Annotated in this window: 15 protein-coding genes; 2 read left to right on the top strand and 13 right to left on the bottom strand. The window is 42.2% G+C overall.

Translation table 11 applies throughout. The features are described from left to right. Positions 1-6 precede the first annotated feature (6 nt). The 5 genes from typA to cysS form a co-directional block, all read right to left on the bottom strand. The gene (gene typA, locus SKC37_RS05745) at positions 7-1815 is read right to left on the bottom strand and encodes a translational GTPase TypA (protein WP_130895372.1); all 1809 of its coding nucleotides are present in this window, start codon (positions 1813-1815) and stop codon (positions 7-9) included. A 95-nt stretch (positions 1816-1910) separates the two neighbouring features. Beyond that, a complete protein-coding gene (dxs, locus tag SKC37_RS05740) occupies positions 1911-3863 on the bottom strand; it encodes a 1-deoxy-D-xylulose-5-phosphate synthase (protein WP_377980575.1) in 1953 nt (650 codons plus the stop codon). A gap of 62 nt (positions 3864-3925) precedes the next feature. Continuing rightward, a complete protein-coding gene (locus tag SKC37_RS05735) occupies positions 3926-4780 on the bottom strand; it encodes a rhomboid family intramembrane serine protease (protein ID WP_377980574.1) in 855 nt (284 codons plus the stop codon). 1 nt (position 4781) lies between these two features. Next, positions 4782-5528: a rhomboid family intramembrane serine protease gene (locus SKC37_RS05730; protein WP_377980573.1), complete on the bottom strand. Its 747-nt coding sequence runs from the start codon at positions 5526-5528 to the stop codon at positions 4782-4784. A 4-nt stretch (positions 5529-5532) separates the two neighbouring features. Continuing rightward, the gene (gene cysS, locus SKC37_RS05725; RefSeq protein ID WP_377980572.1) at positions 5533-7023 is read right to left on the bottom strand and encodes a cysteine--tRNA ligase; all 1491 of its coding nucleotides are present in this window, start codon (positions 7021-7023) and stop codon (positions 5533-5535) included. A 128-nt stretch (positions 7024-7151) separates the two neighbouring features. Here cysS and SKC37_RS05720 point away from each other — a divergent pair, with 128 nt between their 5' ends. Together SKC37_RS05720 and SKC37_RS05715 are read left to right on the top strand one after the other, a co-directional pair. Continuing rightward, positions 7152-8327, top strand: coding sequence for a hypothetical protein (locus SKC37_RS05720; protein ID WP_377980571.1), 1176 nt, complete (start codon positions 7152-7154; stop codon positions 8325-8327). 10 nt (positions 8328-8337) lie between these two features. After that, complete coding sequence (locus SKC37_RS05715; protein ID WP_377980570.1) at positions 8338-9246, top strand: PfkB family carbohydrate kinase; 909 nt, start codon at positions 8338-8340, stop codon at positions 9244-9246. Positions 9247-9249: 3 nt separating this feature from the next. Here the strand turns inward: SKC37_RS05715 and SKC37_RS05710 are convergent, their stop codons facing one another. The 8 genes from SKC37_RS05710 to SKC37_RS05675 form a co-directional block, all read right to left on the bottom strand. Beyond that, positions 9250-10515, bottom strand: a complete 1266-nt coding sequence (locus tag SKC37_RS05710; RefSeq protein ID WP_377980569.1) for a M16 family metallopeptidase — start codon at positions 10513-10515, stop codon at positions 9250-9252. 1 nt (position 10516) lies between these two features. After that, positions 10517-11668 carry a type IX secretion system outer membrane channel protein PorV gene (porV, locus tag SKC37_RS05705; protein WP_377980568.1) on the bottom strand — a complete coding sequence of 384 codons (1152 nt, stop codon included), beginning with the start codon at positions 11666-11668 and terminating at the stop codon, positions 10517-10519. Between the two features lie 3 nt (positions 11669-11671). Further along, positions 11672-14800 carry a type IX secretion system sortase PorU gene (gene porU, locus SKC37_RS05700; protein WP_377980567.1) on the bottom strand — a complete coding sequence of 1043 codons (3129 nt, stop codon included), beginning with the start codon at positions 14798-14800 and terminating at the stop codon, positions 11672-11674. Next, entirely contained in the window at positions 14787-15401 is a 615-nt protein-coding gene (locus SKC37_RS05695) for a SprT-like domain-containing protein (RefSeq protein WP_377980566.1), read from the bottom strand. The genes porU and SKC37_RS05695 overlap by 14 nt, the downstream gene beginning before the upstream one ends. Before the next feature lie 66 nt (positions 15402-15467). Continuing rightward, entirely contained in the window at positions 15468-15650 is a 183-nt protein-coding gene (locus SKC37_RS05690; RefSeq protein WP_377980565.1) for a hypothetical protein, read from the bottom strand. Positions 15651-15841: 191 nt separating this feature from the next. Then, positions 15842-16336 (bottom strand): GtrA family protein, encoded by a 495-nt coding sequence (locus tag SKC37_RS05685; protein WP_377980564.1) that lies wholly within the window; start codon positions 16334-16336, stop codon positions 15842-15844. A gap of 9 nt (positions 16337-16345) precedes the next feature. After that, a complete protein-coding gene (locus SKC37_RS05680) occupies positions 16346-17743 on the bottom strand; it encodes an NADH-quinone oxidoreductase subunit N (protein WP_377980563.1) in 1398 nt (465 codons plus the stop codon). Positions 17744-17762: 19 nt separating this feature from the next. Continuing rightward, complete coding sequence (locus SKC37_RS05675) at positions 17763-19208, bottom strand: complex I subunit 4 family protein (RefSeq protein ID WP_377980562.1); 1446 nt, start codon at positions 19206-19208, stop codon at positions 17763-17765. Between the last annotated feature and the right edge of the window lie 8 nt (positions 19209-19216).

Raw genomic sequence — 19216 nt, 5'->3', positions numbered from 1 at the left:
CGATTATTAGCTTGGCTTCTTTTCGTTACGCTTACGCTCACTTGGATCTAACCAAATTTTACGCATACGTAAAGACTTAGGAGTGATTTCTAAGTATTCATCCTTTTGGATAAATTCCATACACTCTTCTAATGAGAAGTTTAATTTAGGAGCAATTTTGGTATTTGAATCCGTACCTGAAGCACGCATATTCGTTAATTGCTTCGCAGCTTGAAGGTTCACCTCGATGTCGTTTTGGCGATTGTGCTCACCTACTACCATCCCTGTGTATACTTCTTCACCTGGATCGATGAAGAACACCCCTCTATCTTGTAATTTATCAATCGCGTAAGGAATCGCAGGACCTGTGTTCATGGAGATCAATGATCCGTTGATACGGCCTGGAATCGCTCCTTTGAATGGTTCGTAAGCGATGAAACGGTGAGCCATAATCGCCTCACCAAAAGTCGCCGTCAATACTTTAGAACGTAAACCAATCAAACCACGAGATGGAATGTTGAATTCTAAGTGTTGTAAGTCACCTTTAGGTTCCATAATCAACAACTCACCTTTACCTTGAGTCGCTAATTCGATCACTTTACCTGCTACCTCTGCTGGAACGTCTACTACTAATGATTCTACTGGTTCTAAACGCTCGCCGTTTTCTCCTTCTTTGAAGATAACCTGAGGCTGACCTACTTGTAACTCATACCCTTCACGACGCATCGTTTCGATCAATACAGATAAGTGAAGAATACCACGTCCAAATACTAAGAATTTATCTTCGCTTTCCGTTGTAACCACTTTCAAGGCTAAGTTTTTCTCTGTCTCTTTGAAAAGACGATCACGTAAGTGACGAGACGTAACTAATTTACCTTCTTTACCAAAGAATGGAGAGTTGTTAATCGTGAACAACATATTCATCGTAGGCTCATCAATCGCGATACGCGCTAATGCCTCTGGATTTTCTGCATCAGCAATCGTGTCACCGATTTCGAAATCTTCGATACCTGTCACCGCGCAAATTTCACCACACTCTACTTTCTCTACTTTTACTTTTCCTAGGCCTTCGAAAACTTGAAGTTCTTTAATACGCATTTTCTTCGTTGTACCATCCGCTTTGCAAAGTGAGATTTGCATCCCTTCTGTCAACGTACCACGCTCTAAACGTCCGATCGCGATACGACCTACGAATGAAGAGTAATCTAATGACGTAATCTGCATTTGAGGAGTACCTTCTTGTACTTTAGAAGCTGGAATGTGCTCGATGATCGCATCTAACAATGGAATGATGTTATCTGTTGGTTGTTTCCAATCAGTACTCATCCATCCTTGCTTAGATGAACCATAAATACAAGGGAAGTCTAATTGATCTTCTGTTGCTTCTAAGTTAAACATCAAGTCGAAAACACTTTCGTGTACTTCGTCTGGACGACAGTTCTCTTTATCTACTTTGTTTACAATAACGATAGGCTTTAATCCTAACGCAATCGCTTTTGAAAGTACGAAACGTGTTTGAGGCATCGGGCCTTCGAAAGCATCCACTAACAAGATAACGCCATCAGCCATACGTAGAACGCGTTCTACCTCACCGCCAAAGTCGGCGTGACCAGGTGTATCGATAATGTTGATTTTTACTCCGTTGTAACGAACAGATACGTTTTTAGACGTAATTGTAATTCCTCTTTCTCTCTCTAAGTCGTTATTGTCAAGGATCAAATCTCCAAATTCTTGATTTTCTCTAAAAATCTTGGATGCATGAATGATTTTGTCAACTAGGGTCGTTTTACCGTGGTCAACGTGGGCAATAATGGCAATGTTGCGAATGCTTTGCATAAAAATGTATTCGTTGAATGAAACGAAATTCCTTTAATTGGGAAATTCAAGGTGCAAAGGTAGGGATTATTTCTTTGAAAAGTACTATTAACACTTTAAGAAACAAGTGCTTTCGGATTATTTTTCGCTGTTTGCGTGGAGACGTTCGCTTGGATTTTTGCTAAAATGCCGTTTGCGTCGATTCCACATAGGGCATACAATTCTTTTTGCTCGCCGTGCTCGACGATTTCATCTGCAATTCCGAGGCGAATAAGTTGTGAAGTATAATTGTGATCTACCATAAATTCCGCGATCGCTGATCCAAATCCACCCTGAATAGCTGCGTCTTCTACCGTGATCACCTTCTTGAATTGCGTAAATACGCGGTGCAATAATTCCTCGTCTAGTGGCTTCACAAAACGCATATCGAACAAGGCTGGTTTCAGTCCCTGTTCACGCGCCATTTCGCAAGCTGCTATTGCTTCATTTCCGATGTGTCCAATAGATAAAATGGCTATTTCTTCTCCCTCTACCAATTGAACCCCTTTCCCGATTTCGATTTCCTCAAAATCCGTTCTCCAAGCTGGCATTACGCCCTCACCACGTGGATAGCGAATAGTGATGGCTTTTTCGTGGTTTTTGAAAGAGTCTAAAGAAGCGGTGTACATGATATTACGCAGTTCTTGCTCGTTGCGAGGAGCTGACACAATCATGTTTGGCACACAGCGCATGAAAGCTAAATCTAATAATCCATGGTGGGTAGGGCCATCAGCTCCCGCTAAACCAGCGCGGTCTAAACAGAAAATGACGGGTAATTTTTGCAAGCAGACATCGTGTACGACTTGGTCGTAACCGCGTTGCATGAACGAACTATAGATATTACAGAAAACGGTTAAGCCCTGTGTCGCTAATCCCGCAGAGAAAGTGACCGCATGTTGTTCCGCGATTCCTACGTCAAAAGCGCGATCAGGCATCGCCCGCATCATAATATTCAAAGAGGATCCTGACGGCATCGCTGGGGTGATGCCCATGATTTTCGGATTTTTCTCGGCTAATTCTAGTAAGGTATGGCCAAAAACCTCCTGGTATTTAGGGGGCTGAGGATCATCATAGGTCTTTTTGTGTATTTCTCCGGTCGTCTTATCGAATTTGCCTGGAGCGTGCCACAAGGTTTGATCTTTTTCGGCTAGCGAATATCCTTTGCCTTTAGTCGTAATGCAATGCAAAATTTTAGGGCCAGGAATATCTTTTAAGTCGTTTAAAACCGTTGTTAAATTATCGATATCGTGGCCGTCGATAGGGCCAAAATACCGCAAATTCAAGGATTCAAACAGGTTGCTTTGCTTTAATAAGGTCGCTTTCAGCCCATTCTCGATCTTAGAAACGATCTCTTGGGCCGTTTTGCCGAACTTGGACATCTTGCCTAACAGATTCCACACGTCGTCTTTCACCTTGTTGTAGGTGTGCGAAGTAGTGATATCTGTTAAGTATTCTTTTAAGGCACCTACATTCGGGTCGATCGCCATGCAGTTATCGTTCAGGATAATCAACATGTTATTCGGGATATCGCCTGCGTGGTTCATGGCTTCGAAAGCCATTCCCGCCGTCATCGAGCCATCGCCGATTACCGCGATGTGTTGTCTATGTGTTTCTTTTTTGTAACCGGATGCTACGGCCATCCCCAGCGCTGCTGAGATGGAAGTAGAGGAGTGCCCTACGCCAAAGGTGTCAAAGGGGCTTTCGGAACGTTTTGGAAAGCCCGAAATACCGCCCATTAAGCGATTTGTATGGAAATTTTCTCTACGTCCGGTTAGGATTTTGTGCCCGTACGCTTGGTGTCCTACATCCCAGACTAATTGGTCATCAGGTGTATTAAACACATAATGCAAGGCAACCGTTAACTCGGTTACGCCCAAAGAGGCACCAAAATGGCCCCCATTCACCGATACGTTATCAATAATAAATTGCCGCAATTCGTCACAAACTTGAGGTAAGTCTGATTTCGGTAACTTACGCAAATCCTCCGGAGTGTTGATTTGGCTAAGTAAAGGACCGGCTTCAAATTGCATAGACGCGTTTGATGATGTATAGTGAAAGATTAACCTTACAAAGGTAAAAATGTTTTTAAGCCTTAGTCATTTTTTTGACTCGCTTTGAATAATCTTTTTTGTTCGTAGTCTGATAAACTGTCGTAACCAGATTGTGATATTTTGTCCAAAATCGCATTCAGTTCCTCCTCCGGTACGGTTTCTGGTTCTTTTCTAGGTTGGACTTTTTGGTGTACAGCCTGCGCAAACTCTTTTATTTTTATTTCAAAAATGGCTTGTGGGCGGTAGGCCGCTAAAAAGTTTTTGGCAATAATAAATCCTAAAATCGCTCCACCTAAATGTGCAATGTTCCCACCCGCATTCGACCCAGTCGTTTCAATGAAAGACCAAAGGATATAAAATGCTGAAATATATTTGATGCGAACTGGTCCCAATAACAACAAATGAACTTGGTAGTTCGGTCGTATAGTTGCTGCAGCTACCACGACGGCAAATACACCTGCGGATGCTCCGTTTAGAAATGTAGGTCCTTTGGAAATGAAAAAACTCACCGTATTCATCACTAATAGAAAGGCAGCGGACCCTGCTAATGCACCATAAAAATAGAGTTTTACCAGTCGCCTGTTTCCAATAAAATCCTGGATAATAGTGCCAAAAAAATAGAGGAAGAGCATATTAAAAACCAAGTGGAAAACGTCGAAATGTATGAAAAAATTAGTAATCAGGCTCCAAGGTCTTTGAATGAGTAGGCTTAATGAGGACGGTAACGAAACTTGGGCAATGCCAGCTTTGAATAAATTCGATCTACCAGCAATCTCTAGGCCTACTTGAGCAATCATTACTGGTATAAAAATAACCCCATTGGCTATAATGATTTTTAGCAAGCCTTGTCCTGGCTGCTGAATGATGTTTTTTATATCGGTCGAAATACTTCGCATTTCAATAGAAGAAGTCGCGTCTTTGTCTCCAAATCAACAATAAAATAACTGCAAATAGCATTCCCCCTAAGTGAGCAAAATGCGCCACGTTATCCCCTGCTATCGCAGTTTTGCCTGCATATAGTTCATAAAATGCAAGGACCATCACCAGGTATTTGGCTTTCAATGGGATAGGAATGGGGAAAATAAACATCTCTGTATTAGGGAATATATAGGCATAAGCCATTAAAGCTCCTACTACACCACCTGATGCCCCAACCATAGTATATTCGTCTGCGGAAATTTTGCTCTTATATACCTCGATAGCGCCTGTAACGTTATTATTCACTAAGTTAGTTTCTGCTCCACCACTAAAGTCTTCAAAAAATTTCTTCAAATACTCGGAATTAGGGTTTGAAATAACCCCCTCTAAAGCGTCTCTAATAGCTTTAAAATCGTGAAAATACAGAATAACTTCATGTAAGATTCCGCCTCCAATTCCACAGAATATAAAAAAGAACAAAAAACGAGGGCCACCCCAAAGTCGCTCTAGTATCGATCCAAACATATAAAGCCCAAACATATTGAAAAACAAATGCATTAAGCTTCCATGTAAAAACATGTAAGTAATAAACTGGAAATAGTGGAATTTAGGCGATTGAATAAAATGCAATGCGAATAAATCCTTTGGAATAAACGCTGATACAAAAAAGAGTACAATATTGACTATTAGTAGCTTTTTTACCGTAGGTGTTAAATCTCTTAGCATAATCTTATTCTTCGTAACCCCAGTCGATGGAGTTTTTCATGTCTTTAATCAATAATCCGGCTGATTTGAAGGCGCCACGGATTTCGTCCACTTTGTCATATTGTCTACTTTCCTTGAAACCCTTATACAGCTGAAGAAGTTCCTCTGTCAAACCATTCATTTCAGCAGGGACCTCTTCAATTATCCCAAGAACGTCCTCTAAAATGCTGATATATGAACGTTGTAAATTCGAAAATGTTTCAGCAGAAATGGATTCAAAGGCTAATCCCCCCGTGTAAAGCGAATTGATTTTCTTCAACAAGGTAAACAAGTGTGCTATCGCGACCGCCGTATTCAAGTCATCATTCATTCCGTCGTAACAACCTTGAATGGCGTCATTAATCTCCTTTTCCTGAGCGGCATCTGGGTTCGCTTTGATATCCGAAGGATAAGCTAACTTTTTAATGATGCGCAATCCATTAGCGATCTTCTTGTATCCTTTTTGGGCCGCTTTAAGTGCATCGTTGGAGAAGTCCAACGTACTACGGTATTGTGACTGCAACATAAAGAAGCGCACCGTCATGGGGCTGTAAGCCTGATCTAATAGCGGATGATTTCCGGCAATTAACTCCGCCGGCAGAAACGAGTTTCCTAGGGATTTACTCATTTTTTGGCCATTCACCGTTAACATATTCGTGTGCATCCAGTAGCGTACCGGAGCTCGATCATAAGCTCCTTTTGCCTGTGCAATTTCACATTCGTGGTGAGGGAATTTCAAATCCATTCCTCCGCCGTGAATATCAAATGTGTCGCCTAAGTATTTGTGGCTCATGCAAGTACACTCTAAGTGCCAGCCTGGGAAACCCTCTCCCCAAGGAGATGGCCAGCGCATGATATGTTCCGGTGCGGCTTTTTTCCAAAGTGCAAAATCCAATGGACTGCGCTTCTCACCCACACCGTCTAAGTCACGTGTTTCAGTTAATAAGTCTTCAATCACGCGGCCAGACAGATGGCCATAGTTGCCGCCGTTTTTATTATAGGTCTCAATATCAAAATAGACGGAACCATTTGATTCATAGGCTAATCCTTTTTCAATTAAAGACTTGGTGGTTTCTATTTGCTCCACAATATGTCCTGTCGCCGTAGGCTCGATGCTAGGAGGCAAGACATTGAATTTTTCTAATACTTGGTGGAAATCTTGGGTAAAGCGATGCACGATTTCCATTGGCTCTAATTTTTCCAATTTGGCCATCTTCCCAATCTTATCTTCACCCTCATCTCCGTCACCTACTAAGTGACCTACGTCCGTGATGTTTCGTACATATCGCACCTTGTAGCCGATATGCAATAAATAGCGATTTAGGATGTCAAAAGACGTAAACGTACGTAGATTCCCCAAGTGAACATAATTATATACCGTGGGTCCGCAGACATAAAGTCCGACATGATTTTCGTGTATCGGGGTGAAAAGTTCTTTTTCACGACTCAGGGTATTGTATATTTTTAAGGGCTGCATGGTAAGCGGATCGTTTCTGATCGAATGGGGATAATAAGGAATTAAAATTAATTGGATTCTTTTAATTCACCAAACCCAAACGCAATTCATTACCTTTGTATGTTTTTTCGCATTCTAACGTTATTCGCATGTTTTTGAGAGAAGTAGGAGACGACGCTCGACTAAAAAAGACCTTTTTGGAATTCCCGGTTCAGCTCTATGCCAGCGATCCTAATTGGATTCGTCCCTTAGATAACGATATTTCATCGGTGTTCGATCCGCGTAAGAATCCTCATTTCAAGCAAGGGGAGGCGATCCGTTGGATTTTGTTTTCGGAATCGGGAGAGGCCATCGGTCGCGTAGCCGCCTTTTATGAGCGAAACACGAAAGAGGGCGAAGTTCCCGTAGGTGGAATGGGTTTCTTTGAGTGTGTCGAAGACGAGAAAGCAGCGTTTATGCTATTTGAGGCATGTCAAAATTGGCTAGCGGAGCGTGGAATGGAGGGGATGGATGGCCCGATTAATTTTGGGGAGCGCGATAGTTTCTGGGGTTTGATGGTCAAAGGTTGGGAGTTTGAGCCCACTTACAAGATGCCTTGGACGAAGCCTTATTATATTCAATTCTTCGAAAACTATGGTTTTCAAGACTATTTTCAGCAATATGTGTTCGTCTCGCCCATTGCTGGAGCGAATGTGACGCAGGGAATCGAAGAAAAAGCACAACGCATTTTTGACAATCCAGACTACGTTTTCCAACACATCGAGAAGAGTAATCTCTCGAAATATGCTGAAGATTTTCGTTTCATTTTCAATGCCGCTTGGGCGAAATTCCCTGGTGTAAAGGAGATGAGTTCGGAATCAGCCCAAAAACTTGTAAAAACCATGAAGCCTATCATCGATGAGCAATTACTGTGGTTTGCCTACACGACGGACGGAACGCCGGTGGCGTTCTTCATTGTGATTCCCGATTTGAACCAAATCGTAAAACACCTAAATGGAAAATTGAATTGGTGGGGCATGATTAAATTCCTGTTGTTGAAATTAAAAGGAACCTTGACCCGTACGTGTGGGGTGATTTTTGGGGTAACTCCGGATCACCAAGGCAAAGGGGTCGAATCTGCTATCGCCTTACGATTCCGCGAAGTCGCTCGCACGAATCCTTTCTATCCGTATTCCACCATGGACATGAACTGGGTGGGTGACTTTAATCCTAAAATGCTTCGCTTTGTCTCCCAATTAGGAGCCACAAATGATAAAACATTTATTACATACCGTACATTTTTCAATCCAAATCAACCCTTTAGTCGTTGTCCTAAAGTAGGTTAATACATTTATTATGAGCTTATTATCTATTGGAACCGTTGCGTTCGATGCCCTTGAAACTCCCTATGGAAAGACCGATAAAATCATCGGTGGATCTTGTACATACATTGCCTTATCTGCGGCTTTCTTTTTGCCAAAGGTAAACGTGGTAGCCGTAGTGGGAGATGATTTTCCACAAGAATACATGGACACCTTGACGTCTCGCGGCATCAATTTGGACGGTTTACAAATCAAGAAAGGGGAGAAGTCGTTCTTTTGGGCAGGTAAATACCACAACAACATGAATTCGCGTGACACTTTAGTGACGGAATTGAACGTGTTAGCTGATTTCAAGCCGGAGATCCCAGCGTCTTACCAAGATTGTGATTATTTGATGTTAGGAAACTTGACGCCCCAAGTACAAATTGAGGCGATTCAAGGTTTGAACAAACGTCCAAAGTTAGTCGTAATGGACACCATGAACTTCTGGATGGATGTGGCGATGGACGATTTGAAGCGCGTGTTGACGATGGTGGATGTACTTTGCATCAATGATGAAGAAGCGCGTCAATTATCTGAGCAATATTCACTTCGCACCGCTGCTAAGCTGATTATGGCGATGGGACCTAAGACCTTGATTATTAAGAAAGGGGAGCACGGTGCCTTGTTATTCCAAGGAGATCGCATGTTCTATTGCCCTGCACTTCCATTGGAGGATGTTTTCGATCCGACTGGCGCGGGTGATACGTTCGTAGGAGGATTTATCGGTTACCTAGCCAAGACGGACGATATTTCGTTTGAAAACATGCGTCGCGCGATCGTTCACGGATCTGCGATGGCTTCTTTCTGTGTAGAGAAATTCGGTACAGAGCGTTTATTCGAAATCACGGAAGCTGATTTAGCGAGCCGTGTGAATGAATTTAGAGTGTTAGCTACGTTCTAATTCTTACCCCACGATCACCTCGTGCATCAAATCCAGGTTCAGGTATTTAGCGGCCATGTCTCTAATATCCTGGGCCTGGATTTTTAGTACCTGGTCCTGGAATTGATCATAAAAATCAGGTGCTAGTCCATTTAGCTGAATCACGCGGACTTTTGCGGCGATATCAAAGGCATCCGTAATTTCTCCGTTAAAACTCCCCATCAAATAACTTTTGACAGTTTCTAGTTCCTCTAGAGGTATTAGGTCGTTTTGGAGGATAGTAATTTCTTTTTTGATTTCTGCCAAAGTTGCATCGACATTTTCCCCGTTCACATCAGTTCCTACTAGCCAATAACCTCCACGTGGGCTTGGTGATACAATGGAGGAAATGCCATAGGTAAACCCTTTATCCTCTCGGATATTTTTTTGCAATCTAGAACCGAAGTAGCCACCCAAGACCGTATTCATCACGCTATAACGGAAGTAATCTGGGTGATTACGCGTAATAGAATGTAATCCAAATCGAATGGAGCTTTGCACAGCACCCTCTTTTTCTTCTCTGAATTGTTGTGCTTTTGTGGCGATTTGGATGGGAGCAATAATCATTTCTTGGCCAGGGAATGTTAGTTGACCAAGCGTCTGATCTAAAAAGGCAATTTGCTCATCGCTAATTTTGCCGGAAAGAAAAATGATGGGTTTTTGTGATTTCCACGTATGTTGAAATTGCGAAACAATTTTCTGCTGATCTAATTTGTCAAAATCGTCAGCTCTAATAGTTCTGCCATAGGGATCATTTGGATACAGCTGTGCGCAGAATTGTTGATAAGCTGCAAAAGAAGTTCTTTCCCATTTTAACTTTGTTTTCTGGCGTTCAATCTCCAACTCTTTCTCTACTTCTTCGATGGGAAAATTAGCTTCTTGCAAAATCTCTGCCACTAACGGAATAAGCGATTTAAAGTGTTTATTTAGACCGTAAACGGTGAAAGAACCAGTATCTTGGCTCGCTTTAATATCCCAAAAGGCTCCAAAAAAGTCAAACGATTGATGAATCTCCTGCGCTGATCTAGAGATAGTTCCACGCTTCATTAATGAAGCAGTCATTCCGGCTAATCCCGCCAAAGGACTATGAATGGTCCCGGCTTTTGTACTCAGCTCAAACTTGAAAACGTCTTGTTCTCCCGCAGAGATGATCCAAACTTCGATGCCATTATTTAGCGTAATTTGGCGTGGAGTGGGGAATGAAATTTTCTCTACAGGATAGGCAGGTGGGGCAATACTACGATCTAACATATTAGTTGACAGGCTGATTTATGCCCGCAATGAGCGTTAAACGTAAGGTGTTGGCTAAGGGACTTCCTTGGCCACTCGGAACGAGGTAGGCGAAGTCTAAGCCATATTTTTGGTCCATCTTAAATCCTAAACCAAAAGTAAAGTATTTCCGATTTCCTTTCATCTCACTTTCGTGAAAATAACCCGCTCTCAAAGCAAAGGCATTATTGAATAAATATTCGGCGCCCACAGAAGTAGTTACCTCTTTCATCTCTTCACTAATCCCATCCGGTGCATCTCCTAGTGACCCAAATATACCGCCGATAGCCGAAACTGTTGCGGGATCCGTTCCAATCATCTTGCCGTTCTCGTATGCCGGTGGGGTAGGAACCATTAATTTATTTAAATCAACCGTAAATGTTAATTTATTCAAATCATCTATTTCGTGTGTTGCTGCCATACCGATTCGTAAATTGGTAGGAATGAAGTTTTTCTCCGTTCCGCCATACGTTACTTTACCTGATATGTTGGATAGCGTTAATCCATAGCTATATTTCCAGGGAGCCATAGTAGGTTTCGAATAAAACACGGAAATATCTGCAGCTACCGTTTCTGCCGGCTTTAAGGCATTGCCTAATCCGCCGCTGCCTTGATAGTTACCTAATAAATTAGAATTGATATATTTTAAGTTCATCCCTAATGATAATGCAGGGGATAATTTTCTAGCATGGGAAATGCCTAAGGCGAATTCTTTTGAATTGAAATTGCCCGCACTCGTTCCATTATCTAAAGTTGCTTGGAACATCCCTTGATCAAAATAATCAACCGAGAATCCAAAAACCAAATTCTTCTTCGAGACTGTATATCCTGCCACATTGTAGAGCGCCATATCGTTTACAAGATTGCGCAACCAAGGTGTGTAAGACATAGAGAAGCCCATTTTTTTGTCTGTGGTGGCTAATTTTGCGGTATTCCAGTGAATCGCATTCGCATCTACCGACAAGGCAACTCCTGCATCGCCCATCGCCGCAGAGCGAGCATCTGGTGCAACGTTTAAAAATAAGAGGGTAGGTGTAGGAATTCTGCCAGCATTGATTTGGCCAGAAACGAGGGTTGTTTGTGCACTCACGGAAAATCCGATTGTGATCATTAGTAGGGCTAGTAATTGTTTCATGGGCTATTTAATATGTCCAATCCTGCCGCTAAAGCTGGCGAATGGAGCGCCAGTATCGTAGGTCAGTTCTAGTTGGTAGTAGTTGATAAAATCTAATTGGTTTTTCTCCTCAGCGCTCCAATCAATCGAGAAATTTTGGTACGCAGCGTCGCTTCCTGGAACCGTCCCTTTTCTTTCTACGATTTGTTTCCCTAAGATACTATAAATTTTTAGTTTGTAGTAGTAGCTCGTCCAGCGTTTCTCTTGTAAAAAAGAGAATGAACTTCGTTCGGTCATCGGGTTAGGATAAATTTGAAGTTCACGATTACCTTTAGCGGAAGCAGAAACCGTAAACTCAAACGTTAAATTCCCCTGATTCGTATGTATGTCAAAACAAGTAAGTGATATTTTATAATTTCCAGGAGCAAGTGATTCAAATGGATACGTAATCGAACCCTCTTGGCTGGAATTTAATGTAGGGCTAAATAAGCTGGCAACTGGAATTTGCAAAGTGTCATTCACTGTAAAATAAGCCACCTCTCCCTTAGGTCCTACAAACCGCAGAGAGCTGGCATCTGATAGGCGAATGAAAAGCAGGGGATTGGGGGAGCAGGCTTTTGTGTCAGCTTCATTAACCAATTTTGCTTCTAGCAGGGGGGCATTTGTTTCTTTGGGTTCCGCGCTTTCCTTTACTTGACTACTCATTCCTCCGCCATATACCGTGCCATCCTGGGAGGTAGCCCGCCATTTCAGCTGTGCGGCAGGTAGATTAGCTAGTCTAAATTTTCCTTTTTGAACGGTGGCGGCACTGATCCCCTCTATTGAGCCTGGTATCAGGTAGCTGAATTTATCGGTTTTGGTTCCCAAAGTCTGTGCCGGCCTGTTTTTGCCATAATAATACAGCTGAATTTCTCCATCAATACTGGGTGTCGTTTGTCCTTGAATAATTCCAGAAGCTAAGGTGTCTAGTCGAATGGTCAGTGTTTGTTGATTCCAGGGTAGCGCTAAGGTTGGATCGCCTAGCAGGGTGATATTTCGGTTGATGACACCGGATTGACTTTCATTCTTAGCATCTTTGAACAAATCACCTAAGCGGTAGTCTTTATTATTTAAATGTTTAGTTAATTGTCTATAAAATGCCTGACCAAACAAATAATTACTGCTCTGGAATACCGGTCTCGTGGTCGAAATAAGTCCAATGGCCCCACCTTGATTCGACAACAGGCTGACCTCCGCGCCGGAAAGTTGATTCGGGTCATCAAATCGACCAAACTGGCAGGTGGCCGTCAACAATAAGGGTAAGTGTCGACTATTTTTGAGTGTTTGCAATTCATTGTTTGTAATGATTTTTTCATCTGTCCAAGCGGATTCCGAGCCATGACCTAAGAAATGAATAAAATCAGCTTCCTGGTTAAATAAGGCCAAGCTAGCTTTTTTTCCACTAGCAGAGGAATAAAATCCGTTAGTTAGTTCTTGTGGAAATTGATCTAGGTAGGTTTTGTTGATTTGAAATGCTCCCGGAATTAAACTCGCAAAATCTTCTGCATCTTGAACATGAATATTCGCGTCTCCATCGTCTGCTAGCCAGGAAAAACGAAAGGGTTGTTTCCACTGTTGGCTTTCATAGCTAATGAGTTTGTTGACAAGGGTATGGGCTTCTTCTAATGAGCGAACCGGAATGCGACCGATTCCTACAGTTAATGGTTCATTCGAAGCCTCATTGCCCTCCAGCCATTCTCCTTGATTATCAAGTATGAGTCCGTAATAGTCATCCGTAACGTAGGTTTGTAAGGGTTCTAGTGATTCTCGACTCTCATAACTAGGGACGTAATTGATACGTTCCTTAGCTGTGGCTACCTTATTGATCCCTTTATAATCAACCGTGGCATCTCCCATAAGCAGAACATATCGGGGGTTCTTCCCGCGAATAAAATCGCGAATAGCCGTTACATCTTGTTTTCCAGCGGAGAACTCATGAAAGATTTCTTGTGTGGAATATGCTTTAGCGGAAATCCCCTTAGCATTTTTATAGGACGCCAACAGTTTCGCTGCCGGCAGGATGGATGGGCTAGCAATTAGGACCAAATCTATGGCGGGATCAGCGCGGATGTTTTGATTGGAAACTAATTCAATTGTTGAGGGATTTACGGCTTTCGCCGGGTCAAAAATCAGTAACTCTGCGCCAACCGTGACGTTATTAAGTGACAGCAGGCGTAGGCTTTGCCAGCTTTTTCCTATTTGTTTTAACCAAACTTGGTGTTTTGCCTGGAGACTTTGAATGGACAGGCTGAAAGAGGAATCGGTCTTATTAGGTAGGTAATAGTGCGGATTCTCATTCAACGCATTGAATTTTCTGGGGTACGCTAGATCTAGGTAGTCCAGGTAGCCGGCACCTGTTGAATTTGTATACGTAAGATTCCAAGTCCAAGTTTGGTCTTTAATCTCAGGGTATACGGTTGCAGAGAAATTTTGCAGATAAGCTTTTTGGTCATAGCGTCCTCCCGTGGTAGTAGGAAATGTGATGGGGGCGACTGTATTGCCTGGAATACTAAAACTAAAGGTCCCTGGGGCGATGGAGGCGGAGGCTAGTCTACCTGTCAAAAGGCTCGATAGTCCGGTTTTATAGTCTGGCAAGGGATATTGAATACTTCGATTAACCGTGCCAAAAAATCCATCCCCTAGCCACTCCCTTCCTGATTGTAATAGGTTATAGGTTTCAGGCTCATAGTGAAAACGGCTTAAGCCATAATCTAACGCAGTGGCGTTCACCAAGGAGTTTGTTGCAAATTCTGTGATGGGCTTAGGTGCCGGATCATCCAATCGGATGAAATAAAAAGTAGTGTCACTGTAGTGGTGAGTGAATTTTTCCGCCCAAAACACCACATTATCGCCTTGTTTAAGAAAGGGGATCGGCTGTAAATCGGTGGGTCTAGCCGTTGAAATAGCTTGCGGTAACTCCCCAATCTCGTGTCCATAAACACCTAATGAAGTGGATTTTATGCCTAGGGTAGCTAACCAAGTGGGGGTGATTTGATAGATGCCTGATTGCGTGATACCTACTTTTATCCAGCGTCCGGTGGATAAAACCGAATTTTGAGCGTGCGTGTAACTGACTGTCCACAGCAGAAGTAAGTAAATTTTAAGAATTTTCAATCGGAAACACGTGCGCATTCTTTGCAACTAAGTAATTCCTTCCGGAATTTATTTCTTTGCAAATGTAACGTGTTCGGCGAAGTTTCCCTTTGATAAAGGAAAGGTTTTTTAGTTGAAAGGCCGTCCCCTCCGCTAATTCATGCACTGGGGTTCCAGCTGGAGGTTCTGCATCAAATGATTTTAATATATCAACAAGTGGCTGGTAACCAGTAGAGGAGGCTGCAGGATTTTTTAAATACGCTCTCAAAACCTGTACGAGTTCAGCTGGCAATAGCTCCTCGTCTAATATAGGCTCAAATATTTGATAGAACTCGTTCTTCCATTCTTGCCCGTGTGGGAGCACTTTGTTCTTATGGGCTAAGTAAGTGGTTAGATGTGCCACTTCATGTATGTAGGTCACTAAAAAGGCGTACGGATTGAGGTTATGATTAACGGTAACCTGGTGGCCCTTGGCTGGGCTGAAGCGGTAGTCCCCTAATTTAGAATCTCGCGATTTACTGACAATAAAAGTAAAAGAATAATCATGCCAAAGTTGAAAGCAGTATTCCGCTACTTTGGGAGGGAAGTGATCATAAAAGGAATCAATCTTTTTATTCTTCATCCAGCATGTAAGCATAAAAAAAGTCCTCCGCATGCGAAGGACTTTTTTAGAGTGATTGGGCTAAAATTATTTAGCTGAATCAGCAGGAGCAGCAGTTGCAGAATCAGCAGAAGCTGAATCAGCTGGAGCAGCAGCAGCAGAATCAACAGCAGTTGCAGTTGAATCAGCAGTTCCTTCAGTTTTTTTCTCACCACAAGATGCTAAAGTTACCATTGCAGCAACGAAAGCTAAAGCGAATACTTTTTTCATTTCTTATTTTGTTTAAGGTTTGAGCTACAAATCTACGGCAATATTTTATAAGTACAAATAAATGCAAATAAATTTTTAAGATTTTTTTAAGTAATAGGGTGTTTTTTGGAAAAATGTGTCTTTATGGCTCATATTTGGCTTAAGACTTCTTAAGAATTAGACTAGGTGAATTAGGCTAAATTAGATTAGTCCTATTTTAACAGGACCTTGAAGCGATCATAAAACCCGCTGGACTTAAAGGTAAAAGTCTTGTGAAGAATATAGTTCGAGATAAAGCTATATCCCATCCCGTGAATTGTCGTGCCTATTTGTGTGATATTTATCTTTTTTACTGAGTAAGGAATGTGAAAAAAGATATCAGGATGGCGATTGTGGATAAATTCATAGGGGATGGTACTGAATAACCACGTGATGACTCCTGAAAAGCTGGCCACTAAGACATACTTAAACATTTCGCGTCTGGTTTGCTTACTTTGGCGGGCATTAAAGGCGAATAATTTAGTCAGGAAAAAACCGACAACCAGCGCAATGAAATAAGCAGGAAGAATCGAATCTTCATAAGAAACGCGGAACCAATCCTTAATTAATCCTCCAGCCAATAATTGAACGCAAGCCCCTAATCCAGCCACCACGAAGTAGGCGAATAAGTCTTTCTGATTAAAGAGGGCTGCTTTCTTGTCGCTCAAAGGCTAGAATTAAAAGAGGTTTTTAACGATGCTTGGGTAAACGCCTACTAATAAAGTGCCTAGAGTACACGCCCACATCGCAAACTTCACTAAACCGGGTAATTCGATACGCTCGATATCTCCCTCTTTAAAGTAGATTGCAATGATTCCTTTGAAGTAGTAATAAACCCCGATTGCAGACATGATAATGGCTAGAATAACCGGATAGTAGACATGTCTAGTAAAGATGTCAGAGAATACGAAGAATTTACCCCAAAAACCAGCCGTTAACGGAATTCCCGCTAGGGACAACATCGCAATCGTAAAGCAGAAAGCCAAACCTGGATTTTGTTTCGCTAGACCCTCGAACGAACTGAAGTTCTCTGGTTTCTCTGTGCGACCTGTTTGGTATTCTGCTACTAACATCACGACACCGAACGCTACAATGGTAGCCAAGGTATAGGATAATGAATAATAGAGAATAGTAGATGGCGTAGTTGTTTGATTTGCACTAACCGTTAATAACATATAACCGGCGTGCGAAATACTCGAGTAAGCCAGCATGCGTTTCACTGATTGTTGGTAGACCGCTGTGATATTTCCGACTAAAAGAGTCAGCATGCTGATGTAGTAAATGGGGTATACCCAGGTACCGTACATCGTTCCGAATGGCCCAGAAAGCAATTGGAACAAGGCCGCAAAACTAGCTGCTTTTACTACCGTCGACATAAACATCGTGAAGATGGTAGGTGCTCCCTCGTACACATCTGGAGTCCAGAAGTGGAAAGGCGCTGCTGAAATCTTAAATAAGAATCCGACTAAAATCAATAATACTCCGATTGATAAAAACACAGGAGTAGATTCTGGCGGAGTATTTGCGATGGCTACCGCAATGTTTGCTAGATAGAAAGAACGCGTTGCACCGTATACTAAGGTGATCCCGAAGAGCAAGATGCCGGTAGCGAAAGAACCCATTAGGAAGTATTTCAAGGCTGCCTCGTTCGAACGTAAATTACGCTTATCTGAACCCGTCAACACATACATGGCAACGGATAAAATTTCTAAGCCCACAAAGAACATGATCAAGTGATCGAACGAAACCATTAAGATGGCTCCTACCACAGAGAATAATAGAATCGCATAGTACTCTGCGGGATGGGTATGCTCTTCGTCGATGCCAAAGCCTTTCGAAAAACTAACCACCATAAAGGCCGCTAATTGAATAATTAAACTGAAGCTGATCGACGTATTCGTGGTGTGGAACATGTGTCCATACCACAAAATTTCATGATTCCAGTCCAAAGCAGTCAATACCATACTGCCTGTTAAGAACAAAAGCGTTGCTGCTTGAATCGTTTTTCTGGAAAGCCAAAAGCCCAAGAATAAATTTAAAATACCTAGAAGTGATAATGCAATGATAGCCGTCATAATGCTTTTTAATACTATTTTATTTGAACCATTGGATTAATTGCTGAACCGCTGGCTCACTAAAACCTAAAACTGTTGATGGGAAAATTCCGCCTACAATAACAAAGGCGCTCAATGGAATTAACACCGCTTTCTCTGCAAACGTTAAGTCTGCAAAATCAGCCGTGATACGTGACACATTTCCGAACATCGATTTCTGAATCAAACGCAACGTATATACCGCACCTAAGATGATGGTGATCCCAGCGATGATGCCTAGAACTAGATTTTGGTCGAATACACTTTTCAATAACAAGAACTCCCCGATGAAACCATTCGTTAATGGTAAAGCCACTGAACCTAAACTCAAGATCACAAAAGTGACCGTCAAAGGATACGAGAATTGGGTGATACCTCCTAATTGTGCGATCTCTCTCGATTTTGTTCTACGCTCAATGATTTCAATCACGAAGAATAAACCAATGATGTTGATTCCGTGCGATAACATTTGGTACAAGGCACCTTGAATACCTTCGATGCTTCCTGATAATATACCAGCAGACATCAGGCCTACGTGAGCGAAAGAAGAATAGGCTAATAAGCGTTTTGCATCTTTTTGTTGAATGGCAATAATGGAACCATAAATAACTCCAATCACTGAAAGTATAGAAGCTGTTAAACCCCAAGTCGCTACGCCTAATGGGAACATAGGTAATACGAATCGAATCACGCCGTATGTACCCATCTTCAACATAATACCCGAAAGTAACATTGTTCCTTGTGCAGGAGCTACGGTATAGGTATCCGGTTGCCACGTGTGGAATGGGAAAACAGGCATCTTAATGGCAAATGCCAAGAAGAAAGCCGCAAATAAATATCCTTGTTGATCAGCGCTTAAGCCTTTCGCAGTTTGGTATAAAACCTCGATATCTGCTGAGTGAAACTCGCCCGGTGTTTGTAAATACACGTACACTAAGGCGATTAAGAAGAATAAAGACCCAAACAAGGTGTATACAAAGAACTTAAACGTTATCGCATTCTTGTTTTCGCCGCCATAAATCGCTGCTAAGAAATAGATGGGTAATAAGGACGCTTCAAAAAAGAAGTAAAACAAGAACGCATCTTTCGCTAAGAACGCTCCCATTAAAGCCGTTTGCATCGCTAACATCAAACCCTGGTATTGGGAGTTGTTCGCGCGATCTGTATTCGCTGTGGTCGCTATAATGAAAGGAACTAATAAGGCACATAGACCGATTAAAACGCCGCTGATTCCATCCACATATAGAGAGAAAGATAAACCTGCTTCCGCTACCCAAGGTGCAGAAAAGGAAACTGGGTTAAGGCTGGCTTCTTTTAATACAAAGGCTGTTGCCGCTAATTCAATAATGGATGCCGCTAGGGAAATAGCGAACGCGTTCTTTGGCTTGAAGATCAACAAAGCTGACCCAATCAAAAGCGGAAATAAAAGTATAAATAGTAGATACATAGCTATGT

This window comes from Aquirufa esocilacus, from assembly GCF_042715595.1.
GTDB classification, from domain to species: domain Bacteria; phylum Bacteroidota; class Bacteroidia; order Cytophagales; family Spirosomataceae; genus Aquirufa; species Aquirufa esocilacus.
This window is presented reverse-complemented; position numbering and strand designations above follow the sequence as displayed.

What these genes read in the sequence shown, in the direction of transcription:
- typA (WP_130895372.1), bottom strand. Translation starts at nt 1,815, where the DNA reads ATGCAAAGCATTCGCAACATTGCCATTATTGCCCACGTTGACCACGGT.
- dxs (WP_377980575.1), bottom strand. Translation starts at nt 3,863, where the DNA reads ATGCAATTTGAAGCCGGTCCTTTACTTAGCCAAATCAACACTCCGGAG.
- SKC37_RS05735 (WP_377980574.1), bottom strand. Translation starts at nt 4,780, where the DNA reads ATGCGAAGTATTTCGACCGATATAAAAAACATCATTCAGCAGCCAGGA.
- SKC37_RS05730 (WP_377980573.1), bottom strand. Translation starts at nt 5,528, where the DNA reads ATGCTAAGAGATTTAACACCTACGGTAAAAAAGCTACTAATAGTCAAT.
- cysS (WP_377980572.1), bottom strand. Translation starts at nt 7,023, where the DNA reads ATGCAGCCCTTAAAAATATACAATACCCTGAGTCGTGAAAAAGAACTT.
- SKC37_RS05720 (WP_377980571.1), top strand. Translation starts at nt 7,152, where the DNA reads ATGTTTTTGAGAGAAGTAGGAGACGACGCTCGACTAAAAAAGACCTTT.
- SKC37_RS05715 (WP_377980570.1), top strand. Translation starts at nt 8,338, where the DNA reads ATGAGCTTATTATCTATTGGAACCGTTGCGTTCGATGCCCTTGAAACT.
- SKC37_RS05710 (WP_377980569.1), bottom strand. Translation starts at nt 10,515, where the DNA reads ATGTTAGATCGTAGTATTGCCCCACCTGCCTATCCTGTAGAGAAAATT.
- porV (WP_377980568.1), bottom strand. Translation starts at nt 11,668, where the DNA reads ATGAAACAATTACTAGCCCTACTAATGATCACAATCGGATTTTCCGTG.
- SKC37_RS05695 (WP_377980566.1), bottom strand. Translation starts at nt 15,401, where the DNA reads ATGAAGAATAAAAAGATTGATTCCTTTTATGATCACTTCCCTCCCAAA.
- SKC37_RS05690 (WP_377980565.1), bottom strand. Translation starts at nt 15,650, where the DNA reads ATGAAAAAAGTATTCGCTTTAGCTTTCGTTGCTGCAATGGTAACTTTA.
- SKC37_RS05680 (WP_377980563.1), bottom strand. Translation starts at nt 17,743, where the DNA reads ATGACGGCTATCATTGCATTATCACTTCTAGGTATTTTAAATTTATTC.
- SKC37_RS05675 (WP_377980562.1), bottom strand. Translation starts at nt 19,208, where the DNA reads ATGTATCTACTATTTATACTTTTATTTCCGCTTTTGATTGGGTCAGCT.